Below are 22,643 nucleotides of genomic sequence, written 5' to 3' on the forward strand. Positions count from 1 at the left end.
CACCCCGTACCGTGGCCGGCATGCAACACCGCACGGCCTGGCAGGCGCTCGCCCAGCGCCCGCTGGGGTTCCTCGCTTCCGTCTGGCCCTGGCGGGCCCTCGGCTATCTGCTCTCGGGCGTCGCGTTCGGGGCGCTGACCTCGGTCGTCCTGCTGGTCACCGCCCTGGTCGGCGCCGCCTCGCTGCTGCTGCTCGTCGGGATCGTGCCGCTGCTCGCCGTGGCCCTCTCCGGCATCCTCGTGGCCCGGGTCGAGCGCTGGCGGCTCCGCCTCGTCGACGCCGACCCGGCGCCCGACCCGCATCGGCCGCCGCCGCGGCCCGGGCTCCGCGCCTGGCTGGAGACGCGGCTGCGCGAGCCGGCGACCTGGCGTGAGCTGGGCTTCACCGCCGTCTCGCTCACCGCGCTGTGGTGGATGGACGTGCTGGTCCTCGGCTTCGCACTGGTCCTGCCGGTGCTGGTGGCGCTCTCCCCCGTCGACGACCCGGGCGCCTGGCCGTGGGTGCTGGTGGGCCTCGCCATGCTGCCGTCCGCGCCGTACACGATCACCGCCTGGGCCGGCGCCAGGGCGGCGCTGACCCGGCTGATCCTGGCCCCGCGCGACGGCGAGCTCGGCCGGGAGCTGCGGGAGGTGCGCGCGTCGCGGGCCCGCCTGGTCGACGCCTTCGACGCCGAGCGCCGCCGCATCGAGCGCGACCTGCACGACGGCGCCCAGCAGCGGCTCGTCTCGGTCAACGTGATGCTCGGCATGGCCCTGCTCGACGCCCCGCCCGACTCCCAGGTCGTCCGGCAGTTGACCACCGCGCAGCGCGAGCTGACGCAGGCCGTGGGCGAGTTGCGGGAGCTCAGCCAGGGCGTCCACCCCAAGGCGCTCACCGACCAGGGCCTGGCGGCGGCCGTCGCCAACCTCACCACCCGCTCACCCACCCCCGTCGCCGTCGACATAGCGCTGCCGCACCGCCTGCCGACGGCGGTGGAGAGCACCGCCTACTTCGTCGTCGCCGAGGCGCTGGCCAACGTCACCAAGCACAGCGGGGCGGCCGCGGCCGAGGTGCACGGCCGGCTCCGCGCCGACACCCTGGTGCTCTCGGTCACCGACGACGGCGTCGGCGGCGCCGATCCGGCCGGCGGGAGCGGGCTGGTCGGCCTCGCCGACCGCGTCGCCGCCGCCGACGGCCGGCTGCGCATATCCAGCCCGGCCGGCGGCCCCACCCTCCTCCATGTGGAGCTCCCGTGTCGCTGACCTCCCCGTCGAGCGCGCCGCTCACCGTCGTCGTCGCGGAGGACTCGCCGCTGCTGCGCGACGGGATCGTGGGGGTGCTCGCCCGCTTCGGCCACCAGGTGGTGGCCGCCGTGGGCGACGCCGACGCGCTGCTCTCCGCGGCCCGCGCGCACCACCCCGACATCGTGGTGACCGATGTCCGCATGCCGCCGGACCACGGGGACGACGGTCTGCGCGCCGCCCGCGTGCTCCGCGAGGACCGTCCCGACCTGCCGATCCTGCTGCTCAGCCAGTACATCGAGCAGTCCTACGCCGCCCACCTGCTCGACCTCGGCGGCGACAGCGGCCTCGGCTACCTGCTCAAGGACCGGGTGAGCGCGGTCGCCGAGTTCGCCGAGGCCGTCGCCCGGGTGGCGCGCGGCGCCACCGTCATGGATCCGGAGGTCGTCCGGCAGCTCCTGCACCGCAGGCACGATCCGCTGCGCCGCCTCACCCCTCGGGAGCGTGAGGTCCTGGCCCGGATGGCCGAGGGGCTGTCCAACGCCGCGATCGCGCGGGCGCTGCAGGTGACGGAGGCCGCCGTGAACAAGCACGTGAGCAGCATCCTGCAGAAGCTCGACCTGCGCGTGGACGGTGAGAGCCACCGCCGGGTGCTGGCCGTGCTGGCCTATCTGCGGGCCTGATCGGGGGGTTGAGGGGCGGTCAGCAGAAGATCCACCAGCAGTCGTCCTCGGTGGGGCTCGGTTCCGGCTCCTCCGGTTCCGGCTCCCCCGGCTCACTGGGCGAGGGCGAGTCGGGCTCGGGGTCGGTGGGCCCCGAGGTCTCGGGGTCGGGCGCCGAGGTGGTGGGCGCGGCGGAGGTCTCGATGGAGCCCTCCTCCTCGACCGGGGGCTGCGTGGTCTCCTCGGGCGACTCCTCGGTGGACTCGGCGTCCGACGGGCTCTCCTCGGGGTCGGTCGACGCGGAGTCCGTCACCTGCTCGACCGGGGCGTCGGCGGACTCGCTCGCCTCCGCGGTGGCCTCCGGGGTGGTCGGGGTGTCCGCCGCCTCCGACTCGCGTCCGGAGCCGATGGGGTTGAGCGCCGGCGGCAGTCCGACGTCGCCGACCTCGGCCACCGTGACGCCCAGCACCGCGACGCCGAGCACCGCGGCCAGCAGATAGCGGCGCCGGCCGTTGCGCCGGACGGCACGGTGGGCGGCGCGCCGTCCGCCCGGGACCGGCACGAGTTGCCCGGCCGTCTCCCCGGCCGTCTCCCCGGCCGCCGCCGCGGCGGTCGCCGCCTCGTCGCCGCGCCGGTCAGCACGGTGGTCACCGGGGTGGTCGCCATGCTGGTCACCGTGGGGGGCGTCGTGGGGGGCGTCGTGGCGGGGGGCGTCGTGGTGGACGACGACGGCGTCCTGGCCGGCGGCGACCTCCGGCAGGGCCGCCGTGCCGTCGGTCTCGTCGTGGTGCTTGGTCGCGTTGTCGGTCAGTTCTCCGCAACCCGGGCATATCAGCGCGCCGTTGAGGTGCCGGCGGCAGGTCGTGCAGTAGTCCATGTTCTCCCCGTTCTGCCATGGACCGTGTGGGGTGGCGAACACGATAGCGGGGCTGTGGTTTCGGACACGGCGGAGCCCCGGGGCGGGACCGCCCCGGGGCTCCGGTCTGTCCGTGTTGCTGATGACTTGCTCCGCCGATCGCCGACCGGCTGTCGCGACCCGCTACTCGAAGAGGTCCGAGTAGGTCGAGAGCGCGATGGCGATGTCGGCCTGGGCCCAGAAGCGGTGGTACGTGAACGTCGGCGCGGAGCCGCCGTTCAGGTATGCCTGGACCTGCGGCCAGTCGGGGTCGTTGTGGTAGAAGGTGCGGATCGACTCGAAGGTGGAGCCGGGCTCGATCTCGTCCCCGTTGGGCATGACGCCGTGCCAGCCGCTGGGGATGTAGATCTCGTCGTCGAACCGGTTGTAGTCGCGCCGGGTCTCGGGCACCGAGATGCCCATGCCGTCCGAGTTCTCCCACAGCGCGTCCAGCAGGCCGGCGGCCGTCTGCTGGGCGGCGGTGTCGCCGGTGGCGGCGGCGTAGTAGGAGAGCGCGTTGGCGAGGGAGCCGGTGACGCCGACGTCCTGGGTGTACTCGGTGACGCGGACGTGGAGGTTGTTGTTCGCGCCCGGGTTGGACGCGTTCCACGTGTCGGGCGCGCCCGACCAGGAGAGCGTCGACGGGATGCGGTAGTTGCCGCCGGTGCCGATGGTCACCTCACCGAGGACCCAGTCGACCCACTTGTCGAGGACCTGGCCGGCGAGCTGGTCGTCGGACTCGTAGTAGTACTCAGCGAGTCGCTGCATGGACCAGGCCTGCATGCCGAACCACTGGTTGGACGGCGGGTCGTGGTAGACCGGCTGCGGGTCGTAGTACATGCCGTAGAACGTCGGGGTGCCGGACGGCGGGGTGGCGTAGTGGCCCTCCCAGCTGTTCGTCGCGCCACCGGCGATCGCGCCCTCCGCGGACTGCAGCCACCGGTAGAACTCCACCTGCCGGTCCAGGCTGGCGGCCCAGTCGTCGTCGGCCGTCGGGGAGTTCGGGATGAGCGCCGGGTCGGTGCTCAGCGCGTAGGCGGCCATGGGGTTCTGGTAGCCGAAGTGCGCGGAGCTGGAGCCGATCCGCCAGGACCAGCCGGCCGAGGTGTCCAGCGCGCCGCCCCAGGCGTAGTACCAGCCGAGCAGCCGGTGCGCGCTGTTCTTCCCACTGCCGGCGGGGCAGGAGGTCGCCCCGACACAGTTGCCGACTCGCTTGAAGTACTTGTCGTACTGCGAGTAGCGCAGGTAGTCGCCCATCCGGGACGCCTTGTCCACCGTGGCCGAGACCGCCGAGGCCCTACCCTGCTCCGTGGCCCACTGGTTGGCCCAGTAGGCGGCCTGGACCGCGCGGGCGTCGGCGTCCGGGGCGTTGGTGTAACGCCACTGCCGGGCGTAGGAGTTGTCCCCGGTGAACAGGTCCAGGTAGCCGTTGGGGCCGCCGTAGGAGAAGTCCTCGCACGAGGGCTGGGGGACGGTCTCCCAGGTGGACTCCTGCGGGCCGCGCTGGAAGGTGTTGATGAAGGTCGGGTCGCCGCTGGTGCCACCGCAGACGTCGCCGTAGCCGTAGACGTCGTCCACGTCCTGGATCCAGTGCATCCCGTAGATGTCACTCGTCCCGTACGCCGACCGCAGCTCGGCCGCCAACGGGTCCTGGCCGACGGACACGCTCGGGTCGAGACGGGCCGGGTAGTTCGCCGGGTTGGTGGACTCCGGGGCGTAGGTCGCGGGTGACGAGGCGTTGTAGAAGCTGGTCGTCGGCTGCTCGCTCGCCTCCGGGATCATCCACTCCTCCATGATCCCCCAGGCCTCGTTGAAGGGGCTCCAGTCGCCGGTCACCCGGCCGTACTGGGCCTCCAGCCAGATCAGGTAGGAGTAGGCCTCGGACGTGGTCTCGTGACCGTGGTCCGGCGCCTCGACGAGCAGGGTCTCCACCGAGTGGTACGGAATCCCCTCGTCGGAGAAGTACCCGTTCGCCGGATCCTTGATCTCGTCGTAGAGGTCGAGGAAACGCTGCTCGTTCTCGCCGTCCGCCTGGCCCAGTTGGGTCGCGGTGACGGTGGCCGGGGTGTGGCCGGTGGCCGACGCCGTGAAGACCGCCGAGCCACTGCCGGTGGCCGCGGCGGCGATGGTGATGTTCTGGGTGATGTTCCAGTTGGACGGCGTGAAGGTCCTGCTGGCCGCGCCCGAGATGGTCAGCCCGGTGTTGCCGCTGGTGCGGGCGACGTTGACCGTGACGTTCGAGGTGGGCTGGGTGTTCAGCCGGATGCCGAAGGTCCCGGTCTGGCCCGGCTGGATGGCCAACGAGCTGGGCGTGGCGACCACGGCCGCCTGCTCCGCCGGGTCCTCACCGCACACCGTGCCGTTGAGCGTGAAGGTGGTCGGCGCGGTGTTGCTGCCCGAGTAGCTGAAGTTGGCGCCGGCGGAGGTGGAACCGCCCGCCGGAATCGTCGAGTTGAACGACTCGTTGGTGACCGTCACCGTCTGCCCCGACTGCGACCACCGGCCGTTCCAGCCCTGCTGGAGGCGCTGGTTGCCGGCGTAGGCGTAGGACAGTGTCCACCCGCTGATCGCCGAGGTGGACTGGTTGTGGATGGTGACGTTGGCGGTGAAGCCGGAGCCCCAGTCGTTCGCCGTGTAGTCGACGCTGCAGGTGGCGGCCGCCGCCTGCACGTCGCCGCTGTTGCTCAGCCCGGCCGTCATGGCCAGCGGCAGCGCCAGCGCGACCAGGGCGGCCAGGCGCCCGCGCCGTGCGGCGCGCCGACGTCTGACCTCGGATGGGGGCGGCGCCCCTGCTGGTGCTCGTCTGCGAACCCGCATGACAGCGGTCCCTCCTTGCGGCTCGTCGGGGGGTGAGGACGGTGTCTGTGGTGCCGGTGGTGGCGGGTGTGGCACAAGAGAAAGTGCCAAGTGGACGCAAAGAGTGGGAGCGCTCCCAAGAATGTGACCGCGACGAGTACGCGTCAAGACCTTTGACGCGAGGTCATGTAAGCGAGGTGACTTCCTTGACTTTGCTGCGATGTCTGGTCATCAACCCAACACAATTCTTGAACAGAACTCTGGCGAACGAGGCGGACGGGCGCTACCTTCCCTTCAAAGAGTGGGAGCGCTTCCAAGGGTCGGACGCCGGGGACGGGCGTCATACCGGTCGCTGGGACGCCCGGCAAGCACGGCATCGGACACCGCAACCACCGAAAGGATCTCGATGAGCCGCACCAACCCCCCACCCCGTCACAGACGCGGCGCCCTGTTCACCGCGGGGCTGCTCGCCGCCGCGGCGCTGGGCACCGGGGGTCTCATGCAGGGGACGGCCTCGGCCGCCGCCTTCGGCTGCTCCGTCAACTACTCCGCGAACGACTGGGGTTCGGGCTTCACCGCCAACGTCACGATCAACAACGTCGGTGACACGGCCACCACCAACTGGACCCTCACCTACGCCTACTCGGGCAACCAGCGGCTCCAGTCCGGCTGGAACGGCACCTGGTCGCAGTCCGGGCAGAACGTCACGGTCCGTGACGCGGGCTGGAACGCCCGTATCGCGCCCGGCAGTTCGGTGACCGCCTCGGCGAACTTCAACTACTCGGGCACCAACACCGCCCCGACCAGCTTCTCCGTCAACGGCATCGCCTGCAACGGCACCCCCGGCGGCCCGGGCGACCCCGGTAACCCGGGCGATCCCGGCACCCGGGTGGACAACCCGTACGTCGGCGCCGACGTGTACGTGAACCCGGAGTGGTCGGCCCGCGCCGCCGCCGAGCCCGGCGGCAGCCGGATCGCGAACCAGCCCACCGGTGTCTGGCTGGACCGGATCGCGGCCATCAACGGGGTCAACGGCGGCATGGGCCTGCGCGACCACCTCGACGAGGCCGTGGAGCAGGCGGGCGGTGACGACTTCGTCTTCCAGGTCGTGATCTACAACCTGCCGGGCCGCGACTGCGCCGCGCTCGCCTCCAACGGCGAGCTGGGCCCGACGGAGATCAACCGCTACAAGAGCGAGTACATCGACGTCATCGCCGACATCCTCGCCGACCCGGCCTACGCCGATCTGCGCATCGTCACCGTGATCGAGATCGACTCGCTGCCGAACCTGGTGACGAACGTGACCCCGCGGGCCACCGCGACGCCGCAGTGCGACACGATGCGGGCCAACGGCAACTACGTCGAGGGGGTCTCCTACGCCCTCTCCGAGCTCGGGGCCATCCCGAACGTCTACAACTACATCGATGCCGGCCACTACGGCTGGATCGGCTGGGACGACAACTTCGGGGCCTCCGCCGACCTCTTCTACCAGACCGCCACCCACGGTCAGGCGACGGTCGACGACGTGCACGGCTTCATCGTCAACACCGCCAACTACGGGCCGACGACCGAGCCGCACTACTCCATCAACGACTCCGTCAACGGCACGTCCGTGCGGCAGTCGACCTGGGTGGACTGGAACCGCTACGTCGACAACCAGTCCTTCGCGCAGGCATTCCGCCAGGAGCTGGTCGGCAACGGGTTCCGCTCGGGGATCGGCATGCTGATCGACACCTCCCGCAACGGCTGGGGCGGCCCCGACAGGGCCACCGGGCCCGGCCCGCGCACCGACGTGAACGCCTACGTCGAGGGCAGCCGGGTCGACGGCCGGATCCACGTCGGCAACTGGTGCAACCAGGCCGGCGCCGGACTCGGCGCGCGTCCGACCGCCGCCCCCGCCTCCGGCATCGACGCCTATGTCTGGATCAAGCCCCCGGGTGAGTCCGACGGCGCCAGCCGGGAGATCCCCAACGACGAGGGCAAGGGCTTCGACCGGATGTGCGACCCGACCTACGAGGGCAACGCCCGCAACAACTTCAACGACTCGGGCGCGCTGCCCAACGCCCCGCTCTCCGGCCACTGGTTCTCCGCGCAGTTCCAGCAGCTGATGGCCAACGCCTACCCGCCCCTGTAAGCCGGTAGGAACACCGATCCACCCTTGAAGGCGGAGGGGCCGGGACGCCACCCCGGCCCCTCCGCCGCGTCGTGCGTGCGCTACGCGTCCAGCGGCCAGCGCCTGGCGCCGAACTGGGTGACGGTGACCAGCGTCTCGCCGTCCGGGGACAGGGCGACGCCCGCCTCGGTCGCGGCGAAGGGGAGCTCGGCGAGCACCCTGTCGGTGGCCGCGTCCCAGACGGCGCCGCGGCCGTGGCTGCCCGGGAAGTAGGCGCGGGGGCCGGTGGCCGTCCAGACCAGGGCGCCGTCGGAGTGGTCGTGCATCGGCAGGTCGCGGACGGCGATCCGGGGGATGGCGCGGCGGCGGCCGCCCGTGCCGTCCGCGGTGAGCGGCAGCAGCCACAGCGCCGCGTGGCCGCGCAGCGTCGAGCCGGCGAGGGCCAGGGCCGAGCCGTCGGGCGCGAAGGCGAGGCCGGTGATCCAGCGCAGCTGTTCTGGATCCGCGCGCAGCAACGTTTTTCCGCTGGCCACGTCCCGCACCACCAGACGCGTGGCGCCGGCGCGCAGCCCGCACGCCACCCGTTCGCCCGAGGCGTCGAGCGCCGCCTGGTCGAGCGGGCCGCCGCGCTCGGTGAGCACGAAGACCTTGCCGCCGGTCTCGGCGTCGAGCACGACCAGTCGGGCGGCGGCGTGCGAGGCGAGCACCAGGCGGGAGCCGTCCGCGCTGAAGGCGAGCCGCAGCCGCTCCTCGGCGTTCGGGGTGGTGGGCGGCAGCTCCCGGCGCCAGCGCCGCGTGCCGCCCGCGATCTCGTCGAGCACCAGGCAGGGTTGGTCCCCGAGCAGGCCGCGCGCGACGACGTCGCCGCGCGGTCCGAAGGCGAGGCCCGCCAGATGGGCGGCGCCCGGGACGGCCGGCAGCCGGCCGATCTCGGGCGGGCCGCCGTCGGCCCGGGGGCGGACCAGCACCAGCGGGCGCTCGCCGGACCGCCGGTCGAGGGCGGCGGAGTAGACGAGGGCACGGGCGTCGTCGGCGACGGCCGCGTCCCTGACGGGCTGGTAGGAGCAGGGGAGGTCGTCGGGGAGGCCGGTGAGCAGCACCTGTCCTGGGCCCGGGTCGCCGCCGGGTGGGGCGGCGTCGGCGGGCGGGGCGCAGCCGGCGAGGAACCAGGCGTCGATCTCCTCCTGGACCACGACGAGCGCGCGGCCGTCGGGGGTGAAGGCGGCCATCGCGCCGGCGGGGTCGGCCCACAGGGTGCGTCCCTGGCCGTCGAAGAGGAGGGAGCCGAAGTCGGTGCCGACGAAGGCGTACGGTCCGGCGGCGGTCCAGACGGCGCGTGCGGTGATGGCGGCGGTGGGCGAGTCGGCGTCGACGCCCTCGGTGAATCCGGTGGGGCGCAGCAGCCGGCCGGGGGTGAGGGTGGTGTCGCGCAGGTCGAGGAGGCGGGCGGCGGGGTGGGCGGCGACGGCGATCCCGGCGCTCTCCGGGGCGCCGCCGACCGCGCCGCCGACGGCGATGGCGGCGCTGCCGTCGGGGGCGAAGGCGAGGGCGGTCACGGTGGTGAGCCCGGTGTCGGCGGTGGCCAGCACGGTGCCGTCGGTGACCGCGCGCAGCACGACCCGGCCGGCGGGCGCGGCGTGCAGCAGCAGCCGGCCCGTGGCGTCGAGGGCGACCGGGCCGAAGGCGTCCTCGCCCTCGGGGACGCGCAGCAGCACCCGTCCGGTGGCGGTCTCGACGACGGCGACGACGTCGGAGCCGCCGGTGCCGACGGCCAGCCGTCGGCTGTCGGCGGAGAAGGCGAAGCGCACCAGGTCGTCCATGCTGAGGCAGCCCTCGTCGGTCTTGGCGGCGCCGGCGTCGGGTCCGGCGGACGCCAGGCGGGGGACGATGCGCCACAGCGGCTCGCCGGTGCGGGCCGACCAGGCGCGCCAGCCGCCCTCGACGGCGGTGACGACGGTCTGGCCGTCGGGGCTGACCTGGAGGTCGTATGCCTCGTCGTGGTAGTCGCCGCCGTCGAGGTAGCGGACGAGGGGGGCGTCGCGCGTGGTGTCCCAGCGGACGATGTCGCCGCCGTCGTGGTGCCATTCGGCGGCGGCGGCGAGCGCGAGCCAGCGCAGCCCGGGCGGGGCGGCGACGGCGGTGACGCCGTTGTAGAAGTACGCGCCGTCGGGGGGAACGCCGTCGGGGTCCCCGGCGGAGCCGTCGTCCCCTCCTTCTTCGAACCCTTCTTCGAACCCGGCGTCCGGCCAGTCCTCGGCGGGTTCCCCGTCGGGGTTCTCGGTCCGTTCCTCGTCCCAGTCCTCGGCGACGGGCGCCGGCACGGTGCCGGTCTCCACGCTGTCGAGGCGGCCCAGCCGGCGGGTGCCGGCGAGCGCGTGGTGGGGGCGGGGGTCGCCGCCGACCCACTGGGCCCACCAGTGGTCGGGCATGGGGCGCTGGGCGGCGGGCCAGCGCAGCACCTCGGGGGTGAGTTCGGCGAGTTCGTCGGGGGTGAGCTGTTCGAGCAGGGCGCAGAGCCGCTGCCAGCCGGCGTGGTCGGGGCGGGCGGCGAGCAGCGCGCGGATCTCGGCGGGGTCGGCGCGGGGGGCCGCGGTCATGCGCTGGGCTCCAGAACGTGGGCGCGGATCTCGGTGGTGGTGGCGACGACCAGGGCGCGGCCGTCGGTGGCGAGGCTCCAGGCGGTGGAGCGGCCGAGGTCCGGCACGGCGTGCAGCGGGCGGGCGGTGAGCAGGTCCCAGACGGTGACGGTGCGGCCGGTCCTGACGGCGGCCCGGGCGCCGGCGGCCCCCCAGACGGGGCGGAGGATCTGGCGGCGCGCGTCGCCCGGCAGCGGGCCGAGGGCGCGGCGGTCGACGATGCCGCGGCCGGGCACGATCAGCACCGCCATGGCGGCGCCGTCCGCCTCGCCGACGACGGCGAGGGTGGAGCTGTCCGGGCTGAACGCGAGGCCGCCGCACCAGTCGAGGCCGGTGGTCCTGGCCTCGGTGTGGCCGGTGGCGAGGTCGAGCACGGCGATGCCGCCCTGCGCCGGGTAGGCGAGCCGGCCGCCGGCGGGGTCGAGGGCGACGGCGGGGCTGCCGGCGTTGGCCGGCGGGTCGGTCAGCCGGCGGCCGTCCGCGGCGGCGAGGGCGAGCACGGCGTGCCGGCAGCGGTCGGCGCAGGCGAGGGTGGATCCGTCGGCGCTGGCGGCCAGTTGGGGCCGGAGGCAGTCGCCGTGCCCGGCGTCCCGGGCGCGGCCGAGGGAGCGGCGCCAGCGTTCGGCCGGCCCGTCGAGTGTCCAGTGGGCGAGTTGGCCGACGTGCTGTTCCTCGGTACCGCTGAGGGCGACGGTGAGCGCGCCGCCGTCCGGGGTGAGCAGCAGGTCGCGGACCAGGCCCGGGTGGGGGCGCCGGACGGCGGGCGGCAGCCGCAGCGGCGGACCGCCCGACTCGGTGTCGAGGACGAGGAGTTCACCGAGGCCGTGGAACCAGGGGGCGGTGGTGGCGACGGCGACGCGGCGCAGCCCGTCGCTCGCCGCGACGGCGGCCACGCGCTGCGCGTGGGCCGGTCGCCCGGGCAGCGGGCGTCGGGTGTCCAAGTCCCCTGGTTCGCAGAGGTGCCGAACTGCCATGGCAGGGACCTTAGACCGCGCCGCCGACCGTACGGGCGGCGTTCGGCAACCTTCTGGCAACGGAATCGCCAAGGCGCGGCGTCCGGCTCGCGGTCGGCGGCAACCTTCCGGGGGCCGGCGACGACAGTGGCGTATGCGAAAGAACCCTGGAGGGACGCCCTTGGTGGCCGCGCTCGCCTTCGTGTTGGCGCTCGGCGCGGGCCCGGCGGCGGCCGCCGAACCACGCACCCCGGCCGCCCCGACCGACCCGACCGCGAGCGCCGCCCTGGACGTGGGCGCGCCGACCGGTTGGGCGACGGCCGGCGCGGGCACCACCGGCGGCGCGGGCGCCGCGCCGGACAGCGTCCATGTGGTCTCCAGCCGCGCCGAGTTGGCCGAGGCGCTGGCCAACGACGGGGATCCCGCGGCGCCCAAGGTGATCCTGGTGCGCGGCGCGATCTTCGGCAACGAGGCGGACGACGGCCGGCTGTTGGAGGCGGGGGACTACGCGCCGGGCTGGGACCTGGAGCGGTACATGGCCTGCTTCGGGCCCGAGGGCACGGAGTGGAGCGACTCCCGCCACCCGTGGTGCGGCGAACAACGGCGGCTGCGCACCACGGGGTCGAACGCCCAGAAGCGGCAGATCCAGCTGACGGTGCCGAGCAACACGACGCTGCTCGGGCTGGGCCGGGACGCCCGGCTGCTCGGCGTCAACCTGTCGATCAACACCGGGCGCAACATCATCGTGCGCAACCTCGAACTCGAGGCGCCCGTCGACCACTTCCCGTCCTGGGATCCGTGGGACGGCGAGCAGGGCGCGTGGAACGCCAGGTTCGACGCGCTGTCGGTGATCACGGGCGCCAACATCTGGATCGACCACTGCACGTTCTCCGACGGGCGGTTCCCCAACGGCGAGGCGCCCACCGGCTTCCACGGCGAGCCGGTCGAACGGCACGACGGGCTGCTCGACATGGAGGACGGCACCGACCTCGTGACCGTCTCCTACAGCCGCTTCACCGACCACTCCAAGACGATGCTGGTGGGCTCGGGCGACGGCCGCGGCGACCGGGACCGGGGCCGGCTGCGGATCACCTTCCACCACAACCTGTTCGCCGACAGCGCGCAGCGCAGCCCGCGGGTGCGGTTCGGCCAGGTGCACGTCTACAACAACTACTTCACCGGCTCGACCGACGACCCCGACTACCCGATGCACTACGGGATCGGTGTCGGTCTCGAGTCGATGGTCGTGTCGGAGTACAACGCCTTCGACTACACGGGCCCCGGCGCCTCGGCCGAGTTGGCGCTCGCCAACCTCAACGGGCACCAGTTCCTCGACCGGGGCTCCTGGTTCCGCGACCGGCCGACCGACCTGAACGCCGTGGCCAGGCGGCAGTTCGAGGTCAGGGCCGCCGAGGCGCGGGCCACGCCCGAGCCGCCCGAGTGGGCGCTGCGCGAGTTCACCACCGACGTGGGCTGGGCCCCGGCCGACGTGTACGACTACCGGCCGCAGCGCGACCCGCGCGCGGTGCGTGCCACGGTGCTGGCCCTGGCCGGCGCGGGCCGCGTCGCCGTGCCGTGGCCCTGGTGAGCGGGGGGAGGCCCCAGGGCCACGACGCGGGGCGGCTCAGCCGCGCAGCACCACCGGCAGCTCCTGGTGGCCGTTGATCCCCAGCGACGGGACCCGCACGGGCGGCCGGTCGACCAGGGTGAGGTCGGGGAAGGCGGCGAACAGTCGCCGCAGCGCTATCTCGGCCTCCAGCCTGGCGAGCGGCGCGCCCGGGCAGCGGTGGGCGCCGACGCCGAACGCGATGTGCCGGCCGGCCTCCGGGCGGCCGGGCCGGAAGGTGTCCGGGTCGGGGAAGGTGAACGGGCAGCGCTGGATCGCGGCGATCGGGACGAGCACCGCCTCGCCGGCGTGGATCACCGCCCCGCCCGGCACGGTCACGTCCTCCGTGGCGTAGCGGAACATGATGTGGCGGGTGGGCGACTCCCACCGCAGCGCCTCCTCCACCACGTCGGGCCAGGGGTCCTCGCCGGCGCTCTCGCGGGCCCGGACGGCGGCCATGGCCTCGGGGTGGGTGAGCAGCCCGCGCACCGCGTGGCAGATCAGGTTGACCGTGGTCTCGTGGCCGCCGATGACGGTGGTGATCAGGTTGCCGAGGACCTCCGCCTCGCTGAGCTCGCCCGCGTCCATCGCGTCGACGAGGTCCATGGTGAGGTCGTCCCGGTCGCCGGCGGCCCGCTTGCGCTCGATGAGCGCGGCGAGCGTGGCGGGGAAGCGCTCCGCCACCGTGGCCCTCACCTCGGCGACGGTGGCCTCCGAGTTCATGGCGGCGGCCGACAGTTCGTGCAGCTCGTGTCGGACGTCGCCGTCGTCGGGGAGGCCGAGCAGGTCGCAGATCACGTCGAGCGGGAGCGGCAGCGCGAACCCGGCGCGCAGGTCGGTCTCCTCGCCCGCCGGCCGCTCCGCGAGGCCGGCGAGCAGCCGCTCGACCATCTCCTCGACGCGCGGCCGCAGCGCCTTGACGCGGCGCGGTGAGATGGCGCGCTGCACCGGCAGCCGCAGCCGGCGGTGGGTCTCGCCGTCGGTGGTGAGCAGGCCGCGGCCCTCGACGATGAACAGCAGCGGCCAGTCCGCCGGTATCTCGCCGCGCTGGTAGGCGCCCCAGTGCTCGATGTCCTTGGCGAACCGCGGGTCGCTCATCACCAGGGACGCGGTCTCGCGGGTGGTTACCGCCTTGGCCACCACGCCACCAGGGAGCGCCACAGGGGCAACCGGCCCGGCCGCTCTGAGGGCCGCTCCTTCTCCTCCGTGGAGGTCGGCCGGGGCGGGCTCGAGGTGAACGGAGTGGTGTCGCGTGTCCATCGGGCGGCGTCCTTGGGCTCTGCTGACGGGCGGGGGAAGGTCACGGGGAGCGCGGTGGGGGTGCGCGCCATGTACGGCAGGTCCCAGGTCAGCTCCTCCTTGGGCACGGCCAGTTCGATGCCGGGCAGCCGGTCCCACAGGACCTCGAGCCCGGTCCTGACGATCAGCCTGCCCAGGTCCCGGGCGGGACAGCCGTGCTCGCCCGCGCCCCACGCGAGGTGGGCGTTGTTGGTGCGGGAGACGTCCAGGCCGGCCGCGCGCATCGTCATGCCGGAGGAGCCGAGGCTGACGATCGCCATGTCGCCCTGGTCGAGTCGGTAGGGCCCGAGCTTGGTGGGCTGGGTGGCCCAGTAGCCGAACAGGTTCTGGACGGGGGCGTTGACCCACATCACGTGGTTCATCGCCTCGTCCATCGAACAGCGGTTGGCCAGCACGTCCGAGTAGAGGTCGTCGTTGCTGAGGAGTTCGAGCAGCGTGTTGCACGTCCAGGTGGTGCTGGCGCCGCGGCCGACGACGATCTGGAGCCACACCTCCTCGCGCAACTCGTGCTCGTCGAGCCCGGAGTCCCGGTTGTGATGGAGGATCCAGGAGACGAGGTCGGGCCCCGGACGGTCCCGCTTCTCCGCCACCAGGGCCGCCATCAGCTCGCTCAGCTCGGCCGCGGCGCGCGCGGCCTCGGGGCCGCCGCTGAGCAGTTCGTGGATGGCGGTGCCGGTGGCCAGGGCGCTGTCCTCGTTCATGCCCGCGAGCCGCATCATCACCAGCAGCGGCAGCGGCAGCGCGTAGTCGGCCAGGATGTCGACCTTGAGCTCCTCGGCCGGCGCGGCGGGCGCCTCGCTCTCCGCCCCGTCCTCGGGCTGGTCCTCGGGGCCTGGCAGGAAGGCGTCGATCAGCTGGTGGGCCAGGGCCTCGATCAGGTCGCGGACCCTGACCAGGTCGAGCTCGCCGAGGGCCTGGTTCCCCGCGGCGGCCATGCGGGTGTGCTCGGCCCCGTCCGCGTAGAGCCGGTGGCGGCGGTAGGCGATCTGCGGGACCAGTGGATGGTCCAACGGCAGCGTGCCCTCGACGAGATCGCGGTACCAGCGCGAGTCCCGCGCCCAGACCTGGCCGTGGTTGCGCAGGACCTCCAGCTGGTAGACGTGGTCGAGCACCAGGTAGCCGCGGAAGGTGCCCTTCTCGTCCAGCGTGACCGGGGCGATGGGCCCGAAGTCCCGGCGCAGCGTCTCGTAGTAGGCCAGGGGGTCCCGGGTGAACTCGGGACCGTAGAGCGGGGCGCTGCGCAGCGGCCACGGCGCGGTCCGCTCGCGCCAGGGCGCGCCGTCCGGGTTGGTGGGGGCGGAAGTCGGGTCGGATTCTGACACGGTGATCAGCCTTCTGTTTCCGGAGCGGAGAGGCAACAGAAGGTTACGGATTCGTTATCGCCCGTCGGTGACTCTCCGACCGGCGCCAACGCCGGTGCCGGCGGCCGGAGTTCCGGCCGCCGGCACCGGGCGGGGCGCGACGGGGTGTCGGCGCGGCACCGGGCGGGGCTACGCGCGTCGCGAGGGCTGACGGGTCGTCGGGCGGTGCGCCGCGGGCTTCAGTCCTAGGAGGAGGCGCGGCGCACCAGCTCCGTGGGTAGCAGCAGGTGGGGGCGGTCCTGGTCGCCCTCGTTGATCAGCTGGAGCAACGCCCTGGTCATCGCCCGGCCCATGCCCTCGGTGGGCTGCCGGACGCTGGTCAGTGGCGGGTCCATGTGCCGGGCCAGCGCCGAGTCGTCGAAGCCGACCAGCGCCACGTCCCCCGGGACCGAGCGCCCCAGCTCGCGCAGCGCGCGCCGGGCGCCCATCGCCATCGGGTCGGAGGCACAGAACACCGCGTCGAGCGCGGGGCGGCGGCGCAGCAGCTCCCGCATCGCCGCGTAGCCGCTCTCCTCGGTGAAGTCGCCCCCGGCGACCAGCTCGTCGTCCGGCCCCTTGCCGGCCGCGCGCAGCGCCTCCCGATAGCCTTCGAGCCGGCACCGCGCCGCGTACATGTCGGACGGCCCGGAGATGGTCGCCACCGTGGAACGGCCGCGGCCGAGCAGGTGCTCGACGGCCAGCTGGGCGCCGCCCACGTTGTCGCAGTCCACGTAGGGCACCGGCTCGTTCTCCGAGCGGCGACCGGTCATCACCACCGGCAGGCCCATCTCGGCCAGCTGGTCGGGCAGCGGGTCGTCCCCGTGCACCGAGACCAGCAGCACCCCGTCCACCCGGTCGCTCGCCGCGTACTGCGCGAACCGCGCCCGCTCACGCGGGGCGCGGATCAGCGTCAGCAGCAGCTGGATGTCCGTGTCGGCCAGCTCCGCGCTGACCCCGCGGATTATCCCCGAGAAGAACGGCTCCGAGAAGAGCCGCCCCTCGGCCTCCGGCACCACCAGGGCGATGGCGTTGGACCGGTTGGCGGCCAGGGCCCTGGCCGCCTGGTGCGGCACGTAGCCGAGGTCCGCGATCGCCTGTTCCACCGCCGCGCGGGTGCGGTCACTCACCCGCGGGGACCCGTTGATCACCCGGGAGACGGTCCCCCTGCCGACGCCGGCGCGGGCGGCGACCTGTTCAAGGGTCGGCCTCCCGTCACGGCCGGCGCCGCGTCTTGCCACTGCCATCGCATCCCTCCGTTTGCACCCCTGGATCCAACTACATCACGGAATCCCCGACGATCCGCCCTACCGCTTGACACACCGGCAACGGCTCAGGAACCCTTCAACCCATCACGATTGGGAGCGCTCCCATACCATCGAGACCCTACAGAACCCGTACGTTCCGAGCCCAGGGCACCCCATCCCCCACACGCCGCACAGCGCTGGGAAGGCAACGTCAGTGTGCGCCAGGAGGACGACCCGTCATGCGCAACGAGGCCATCGCACGTCGACCGCACCGCCGAAGGACAAGAGCACTCACCCTGGGGGTCGCCGCCACCCTCGCCATCTCGACGCTCGCCGCGTGTTCCAGCGACGGTGAGGAGAGCGAGGACGGTCAGATCACCCTGCGGGTGGGCGTGTTCGGCCAGTTCGGCTTCGAGGAGGCCGGACTCTACGACGAATACATGGAGTTGAACCCGAACATCAGGATCGAGCAGGACTCGATCACGGACGGCGGCGACTACATCGCCCAGCTCCGCACCCGGCTGAGCCAGAACAGCGGGCTCGCCGACATCCAGGCCATCGAAGTCGGCAACATCGCCGAGATGACGCAGGAACTCAGCGACGCCTGGGTCGACTTCAACGAGTTCGACAACGTGGACCCGAGCCACTTCATGCCGTTCAAGCTGGACCAGGCCACCGACCCGGACGGCCGCCTCATCGGACTCGGCACCGACATCGGCCCGACCGGGATCTGCTACCGCACCGACTACTTCGAGCAGGCCGGGCTGCCCACCGACCCGGCCGAGGTGGCCGAACTCTTCGCCGACGGCTGGGAGTCCTACCTGGAGGTCGGCGAGCAGTTCCAGGCCGAGGCACCGGAGGGCGTCTCCTTCGTCGACGGCTCGCCCGGCGTGTTCAACGCCGTGGTCTCCGCCTACGAGGAGCGCTACACCAACGCGGCCGGCGAGACCGTCTACGCCGAGAGCCAGGGCGTCTCGGACGCGTGGGACCTCGCCGTCGAGGCGTCGGAGCGCGGACTCACCAGCCAGCTGGAGCAGTTCACGGACGAGTGGAACCGGGGCATGGCCAACGGCGCCTTCGCGACCCTGGCCGCCTGCCCGGCCTGGATGCTCGGCTACATCCAGGGCCAGGCCGGCGACGCCGGCGCCGGCCTGTGGAACATCGCCGAGTCCCCGGCTCCGTCCAACTGGGGCGGCTCCTTCGTCGCGGTTCCGCAGGCCAGCGAACACCAGGAGGAGGCCGTCGAGTTGGCCGCCTGGTTGACCGCGCCGGAGCAGCAGGCCAGGCTCTTCGTCGAGCGGGGCAGCTTCCCCAGCTCGGCCGAGGCGCAGCAGCTCCCCGAGGTGCTCAACGCCACCAACGACTACTTCCAGGGCGTCCCGATGGGCGAGTTCTTCTCGGCCGCCGCCGCGGAGATCCCCTCCAGCCCGATCGGCCCGCACGACCTGGAGATCCAGGAGGCCATCACCCAGGGCCTGGTCCAGGTCGACGCGCAGGGCGAAGCGCCGGACGGCGCCTGGGAGAACGTGGTCAGCATGCTGGACAACCAGCTCGCGGAATAAGCGGACCGACCAGGACAGGTAGATGACTACTGACCACCGCCAGGCCGCGCCCGACGACGACAGCCGACCAGGGTTCCAAGGGCCCGGCCGGCCAGAAGGATCCCAAGGCGGCCAAGCGGGCCGCGCGCCGCTCCCGTCGCTACCGATGGGACATCAAGTACAGCCCGTACGCGTTCATCTCGCCGTTCTTCCTGTTCTTCGCGGCCTTCGGCCTCTTCCCGCTGCTGTACACCGGGTGGGCCTCGCTGCACCAGGTGTCGCTGAACCGGCCCAACGAGATGGAGTGGGTGGGCTTCGACAACTTCACGCGGCTGTGGGACGACGAGTTCTTCTGGAACGCGCTGCAGAACACGTTCACCATCGGCATCATCTCGACGGTGCCGCAGCTGCTGATGGCGCTCGGGCTCGCCCACCTGCTCAACTACCGGCTGCGCGGCAGCATGTTGTTCCGGGTGGCGATGCTCACCCCGTACGCCACCTCGGTGGCGGCCGCGGCGCTGGTCTTCGCCATGCTCTACGGCCGCGACTACGGCGCGATCAACTGGGCGCTCGGCCTGGTCGGCATCGACAACATCGACTGGCAGTCGGGCACCTGGACCTCGCAGTTCGCGGTGTCCTCCATCGTGATCTGGCGGTGGACCGGCTACAACACGCTGATCTACCTGGCCGCCATGCAGTCCATCCCCAACGACCTGTACGAGTCCGCCGCGCTCGACGGGGCGACGCGTTGGCAGCAGTTCCGGCACATCACGCTGCCGTCGCTGCGGCCGACCATCCTGTTCACCATCGTCGTCTCGACGATCGGCGCCACCCAGCTCTTCGGTGAACCGATGCTGTTCGGCGGCGGCGGGGCCGAGGGCGGCGCCAGCGGCCAGTACCAGACGCTGGGCCTGTACCTGTACCAGATGGGCTGGTTCAACCGGCACCTCGGTCGCGCGTCGGCCATCGCCTGGACGATGTTCCTGCTGTTGATCCTCATCGGACTCGTCTACTGGGCGCTCACCCGCTGGATCGGCCGCGCCGGCGGAGAGGAGGAGTGATGGCGACCACCACGGAGACCACCAGGAGCGAGGCCGCGGACGAGGCAGCCGCCCGGCCGGCGGCCCGCCGCTCCCGCAGGGAGCGCCGCGCGGGCACCGCCGGGCGCCAACTGCACGGCGGCTGGCTGACGTACACCATCCTGACCGTCTTCACCATCGGCTCGCTCTACCCGCTGGTGTGGCAGATGTTCGCCTCGTCGCACACCACGGCCCGGCTCGCCGAGCCGACCCCGCCCTTCTGGTTCGGCGGCCGCCTGTTCAGGAACATCGAACAGGCCTGGACCGACGGCAACATGGGCACGGCCATGCTCAACACGCTGTTCGTGGCGGGGGCGATCACCGTCTCGACGGTGCTGTTCGCGACGCTGGCCGGCTTCGCCTTCGCCAAACTCCGGTTCCGCGCCAAGAACTTCCTGATGCTGTTGGTCATCGGCACCATGATGGTGCCGCCGCAGCTCACCGTGGTGCCGATGTTCATGGCGATCGCCGAACTGGAGTGGACCGGCCAACTGCAGGCGGTCATCCTGCCCATGATGGTGAGCGCGTTCGGCGTGTTCTTCATGCGGCAGTACCTGGCGCAGGCCCTGCCGAGCGAGCTGGTCGAGGCCGCCCGGGTGGACGGCGCCAACAGCCTGCGGATCGTCTGGCACGTGGTCTTCCCCGCCGCCCGGCCGGCCATGTCCGTGCTCGGCATGCTCACCTTCGTCACGGCCTGGAACGAGTTCTTCTGGCCGATCATCGCGCTGACCCAGCAGAACCCCACGGTCCAGGTCGCGCTGACCAACCTGGGCCGCGGATACATCCAGGACCAGGGCGTGATCATGGCCGGGGCGTTCCTCGCCACGATGCCGCTGCTGATCGCGTTCGTGCTGTTCGGCCGGCAGATCGTCGGCGGCATCATGAACGGAGCGCTCAAGGGCTGAGCCCCCGCTTCGCCGGCCGGGCCGCCGCCCGGCCGGCGTCCGGGCACCCCCCGACGCGCGGCATTCGATACCCTCATCCACGAGCAAGAATGGGAGCGCTTCCATGACCGAAAATGACCCCACCGAGTCCAACGCGGCTCTGGTCTTCCCTTCCGACTTCCTCTGGGGCTCGGCGACGGCCAGCTACCAGATCGAGGGCGCCGTACGCGAGGACGGGCGCACCCCGTCCATCTGGGACACCTTCGCCCGCACCCCGGGCAAGGTGCTGGGCGGGGACACCGGCGACGTCGCCTGCGACCACTACCACCGGTGGCAGGACGACCTCGACCTCATGGCCGAGCTCGGGCTCGGCGCGTACCGCTTCTCGGTCTCCTGGTCGCGGGTGCAGCCCACCGGCCGGGGTCCGGCCGTCCAGCGCGGGCTCGACTTCTACCGGGCGCTCGCGGACGGCCTGCTCGAACGGGGTATCACCCCCTCCCTGACCCTCTACCACTGGGACCTGCCGCAGGAGCTCGAGGACGCGGGCGGCTGGCCGGTGCGGGACACCGCCGAGCGCTACGCCGAGTACGCCCGCATCGTCGGCGAGGCGCTGGGCGACCGGGTGCGGCTCTGGGCCACCCTCAACGAGCCGTTCTGCAGCTCGTTCCTCGGCTACGGCTCCGGCGTGCACGCGCCCGGGCGCACCGAGCCGGAGTCCGTGCTGAAGGCGGCGCACCACCTCAACCTCGGCCACGGCCTGGCGGTACAGGCGCTGCGCTCGGTGCTGCCGCGCGACGCGCAGGTCGGCATCTCGCTCAACCCGGGCGTGATCAGGGCGCGCACCGACTCCCCCGAGGACAAGGACGCGGAGCGGCGGATCGACGCGCTGCACACCAGGATCTTCTCCGACCCGCTGCTGCACGGCGGCTACCCGGAGGACCTGAAGCGGGACACCGCGCGGGTCACCGACTGGTCCTTCGTGCGCGACGGCGACGAGGCCGCCATCCACCAGCCGCTCGACTACCTCGGCCTGAACTACTACACGCCGACCGTCGTCTCCGCCCCGGTCGAGGGCCGCCCGGCGGCGCGCAACCACGCGCACGGCGTCTCGGAACACTCGCCGTGGGTCGGCTCCGAGCAGGTCGAGTTCCACCTCGCGCCCGGCGACCGCACGGACATGGGCTGGGTCATCGACCCGACCGGCCTCACCGACCTGCTGCTCCGCTTCAGCCGGGAGGCACCCGGGCTGCCGCTCTACGTCACGGAGAACGGCGCGGCGTTCGACGACAAGCAGGACGACTCCGGCGCGGTCCACGACCCGAACCGCATCGCCTACCTGCGCGGCCACCTGTCCGCGATCCACGACGCGCTCGGGCAGGGCGCGGACGTGCGGGGCTACTTCCTCTGGTCGCTCATGGACAACTTCGAGTGGGCGTACGGCTACAGCAAGCGGTTCGGGATCGTGCACACGGACTTCGAGACGCTGAAGCGCACGCCGAAGTCCAGCGCGCGGTGGTACGCCGAGGTGACGGCGTCGGGCCGACTCGCCTGACGGACGCCGGCGGACCTCGGCGCGGGCGGATCGGTGTCCGGCCCCCCGCGCCGAGCCGTGGTCCCCGGGGAGCGTAGCCCCCGGGCCCCGGGGCCACGGGACGGCCTCGCCGGCCGGGCTGAGCGACGGCCTGGCCGGCCGGGCCGAGCGGACCGGCGCGGTTGCTGGCTGGCGCGGACCGGCTCCGCCGGGTTCGCAGGCTGACGCCCGAACCACCGGCGCGCGGGCGGGCAACCCGGGCCGGCTCGGGTCCACGGCGAGCACGCCGCGGGCCAACGGCCTCGTCGACGGCGATGGCCTGGCCGGCCGGGCTGAGCGGACCGGCGCGGTTGCTGGCTGGCGCGGACCGGCTCCGCCGGGTTCGCGGGCTGACGCCCGAGCCAACGGGGCGCGGCCCAGCTGGGGCAACAGGCCGGCCTGGCCGGCCAGGCGGCGGGGCCCGCACGGTTCCGGCCGGAGCCCGCCGGTCACCGGCTGCCGGCGGGGACGCCCGAGCCGTATGGGCTGGCGCCCGAGCCAGCGGGGCATGGCCCGGGCGGAGCAACACTCCGGCTTGGCCGGCTGCGTGACGGGGCCCGCACGGGTTCCGGCCGGTGCCGACCGGCCCCGTCGGCGGCGTGCGGACGCACGGGCAACACGGGCCGGCATGGGTTCGCGGCGAGCAGGCTCGTCCGTCGCCCGCCGGCAGCACGCCGGCCCAACCGGCGGGCCGTGCGGTCACGCACGGAGTCCCGCCCGGCACCCGCCGGTCACCGGCTCCGCGGAGGCCGAGTCGGCCGGCTCCGCCGGCCGGGCGGGGGCCGGCGCCGCTGCCCCGCAGGGA

At 73.0% G+C, this 22,643-nt stretch carries 15 protein-coding genes; 8 read left to right on the plus strand and 7 right to left on the minus strand.

Annotation, left to right across the window (positions count from 1 at the left end):
- Window positions 1–20: 20 nt before the first annotated feature.
- Window positions 21–1,241, plus strand: a complete 1,221-nt coding sequence (locus tag RNC47_RS14490) for a sensor histidine kinase (protein WP_311598904.1) — start codon at window positions 21–23, stop codon at window positions 1,239–1,241.
- On the plus strand, window positions 1,232–1,903 hold the full coding sequence (locus tag RNC47_RS14495) for a response regulator transcription factor (RefSeq protein ID WP_311598906.1): 672 nt from the start codon (window positions 1,232–1,234) through the stop codon (window positions 1,901–1,903). Before RNC47_RS14490 ends, RNC47_RS14495 begins: the two co-directional genes overlap by 10 nt.
- Before the next feature lie 19 nt (window positions 1,904–1,922).
- Here RNC47_RS14495 and RNC47_RS14500 read toward each other — a convergent pair whose 3' ends face one another.
- Together RNC47_RS14500 and RNC47_RS14505 are read right to left on the minus strand one after the other, a co-directional pair.
- A complete protein-coding gene (locus RNC47_RS14500; protein ID WP_311598907.1) occupies window positions 1,923–2,759 on the minus strand; it encodes an SCO2400 family protein in 837 nt (278 codons plus the stop codon).
- Window positions 2,760–2,921: 162 nt separating this feature from the next.
- Window positions 2,922–5,594 carry a glycoside hydrolase family 48 protein gene (locus RNC47_RS14505; protein WP_311598909.1) on the minus strand — a complete coding sequence of 891 codons (2,673 nt, stop codon included), beginning with the start codon at window positions 5,592–5,594 and terminating at the stop codon, window positions 2,922–2,924.
- A 385-nt stretch (window positions 5,595–5,979) separates the two neighbouring features.
- Between RNC47_RS14505 and RNC47_RS14510 the strand changes: the two genes are divergently transcribed.
- A complete protein-coding gene (locus tag RNC47_RS14510) occupies window positions 5,980–7,707 on the plus strand; it encodes a glycoside hydrolase family 6 protein (protein WP_394814785.1) in 1,728 nt (575 codons plus the stop codon).
- Between the two features lie 80 nt (window positions 7,708–7,787).
- On the opposite strand, the gene RNC47_RS14515 is transcribed toward RNC47_RS14510, so the two are convergent.
- Together RNC47_RS14515 and RNC47_RS14520 are read right to left on the minus strand one after the other, a co-directional pair.
- The gene (locus tag RNC47_RS14515; protein WP_311598911.1) at window positions 7,788–10,283 is read right to left on the minus strand and encodes a WD40 repeat domain-containing protein; all 2,496 of its coding nucleotides are present in this window, start codon (window positions 10,281–10,283) and stop codon (window positions 7,788–7,790) included.
- A complete protein-coding gene (locus tag RNC47_RS14520; protein WP_311598913.1) occupies window positions 10,280–11,296 on the minus strand; it encodes a WD40 repeat domain-containing protein in 1,017 nt (338 codons plus the stop codon). The genes RNC47_RS14515 and RNC47_RS14520 overlap by 4 nt, the downstream gene beginning before the upstream one ends.
- 163 nt (window positions 11,297–11,459) lie before the next feature.
- On the opposite strand from RNC47_RS14520, the gene RNC47_RS14525 reads away from it, so the two are divergent.
- The gene (locus tag RNC47_RS14525) at window positions 11,460–12,863 is read left to right on the plus strand and encodes a pectate lyase family protein (protein ID WP_311598915.1); all 1,404 of its coding nucleotides are present in this window, start codon (window positions 11,460–11,462) and stop codon (window positions 12,861–12,863) included.
- A gap of 36 nt (window positions 12,864–12,899) precedes the next feature.
- On the opposite strand, the gene RNC47_RS14530 is transcribed toward RNC47_RS14525, so the two are convergent.
- From RNC47_RS14530 to RNC47_RS14540, 3 genes are all read right to left on the minus strand, one after another.
- Entirely contained in the window at window positions 12,900–14,021 is a 1,122-nt protein-coding gene (locus tag RNC47_RS14530; protein ID WP_311598917.1) for a cytochrome P450, read from the minus strand.
- On the minus strand, window positions 14,006–15,502 hold the full coding sequence (locus RNC47_RS14535; protein ID WP_311598919.1) for a cytochrome P450 family protein: 1,497 nt from the start codon (window positions 15,500–15,502) through the stop codon (window positions 14,006–14,008). Before RNC47_RS14535 ends, RNC47_RS14530 begins: the two co-directional genes overlap by 16 nt.
- A gap of 224 nt (window positions 15,503–15,726) precedes the next feature.
- Complete coding sequence (locus RNC47_RS14540; protein ID WP_311598920.1) at window positions 15,727–16,764, minus strand: LacI family DNA-binding transcriptional regulator; 1,038 nt, start codon at window positions 16,762–16,764, stop codon at window positions 15,727–15,729.
- A 239-nt stretch (window positions 16,765–17,003) separates the two neighbouring features.
- Here RNC47_RS14540 and RNC47_RS14545 point away from each other — a divergent pair, with 239 nt between their 5' ends.
- The 4 genes from RNC47_RS14545 (at window position 17,004) to RNC47_RS14560 (ending at window position 21,820) form a co-directional block, all read left to right on the plus strand.
- Entirely contained in the window at window positions 17,004–18,326 is a 1,323-nt protein-coding gene (locus tag RNC47_RS14545) for an ABC transporter substrate-binding protein (RefSeq protein ID WP_311598921.1), read from the plus strand.
- 29 nt (window positions 18,327–18,355) lie between these two features.
- Window positions 18,356–19,366 carry a carbohydrate ABC transporter permease gene (locus tag RNC47_RS14550; protein WP_311598944.1) on the plus strand — a complete coding sequence of 337 codons (1,011 nt, stop codon included), beginning with the start codon at window positions 18,356–18,358 and terminating at the stop codon, window positions 19,364–19,366.
- On the plus strand, window positions 19,366–20,289 hold the full coding sequence (locus RNC47_RS14555; RefSeq protein WP_311598923.1) for a carbohydrate ABC transporter permease: 924 nt from the start codon (window positions 19,366–19,368) through the stop codon (window positions 20,287–20,289). Before RNC47_RS14550 ends, RNC47_RS14555 begins: the two co-directional genes overlap by 1 nt.
- Window positions 20,290–20,392: 103 nt before the next feature.
- Window positions 20,393–21,820 carry a GH1 family beta-glucosidase gene (locus tag RNC47_RS14560; RefSeq protein WP_311598925.1) on the plus strand — a complete coding sequence of 476 codons (1,428 nt, stop codon included), beginning with the start codon at window positions 20,393–20,395 and terminating at the stop codon, window positions 21,818–21,820.
- Window positions 21,821–22,643 lie beyond the last annotated feature (823 nt).

It is taken from the genome of Streptomyces millisiae, assembly GCF_031845425.1.
GTDB classification, from domain to species: domain Bacteria; phylum Actinomycetota; class Actinomycetes; order Streptomycetales; family Streptomycetaceae; genus Streptomyces; species Streptomyces millisiae.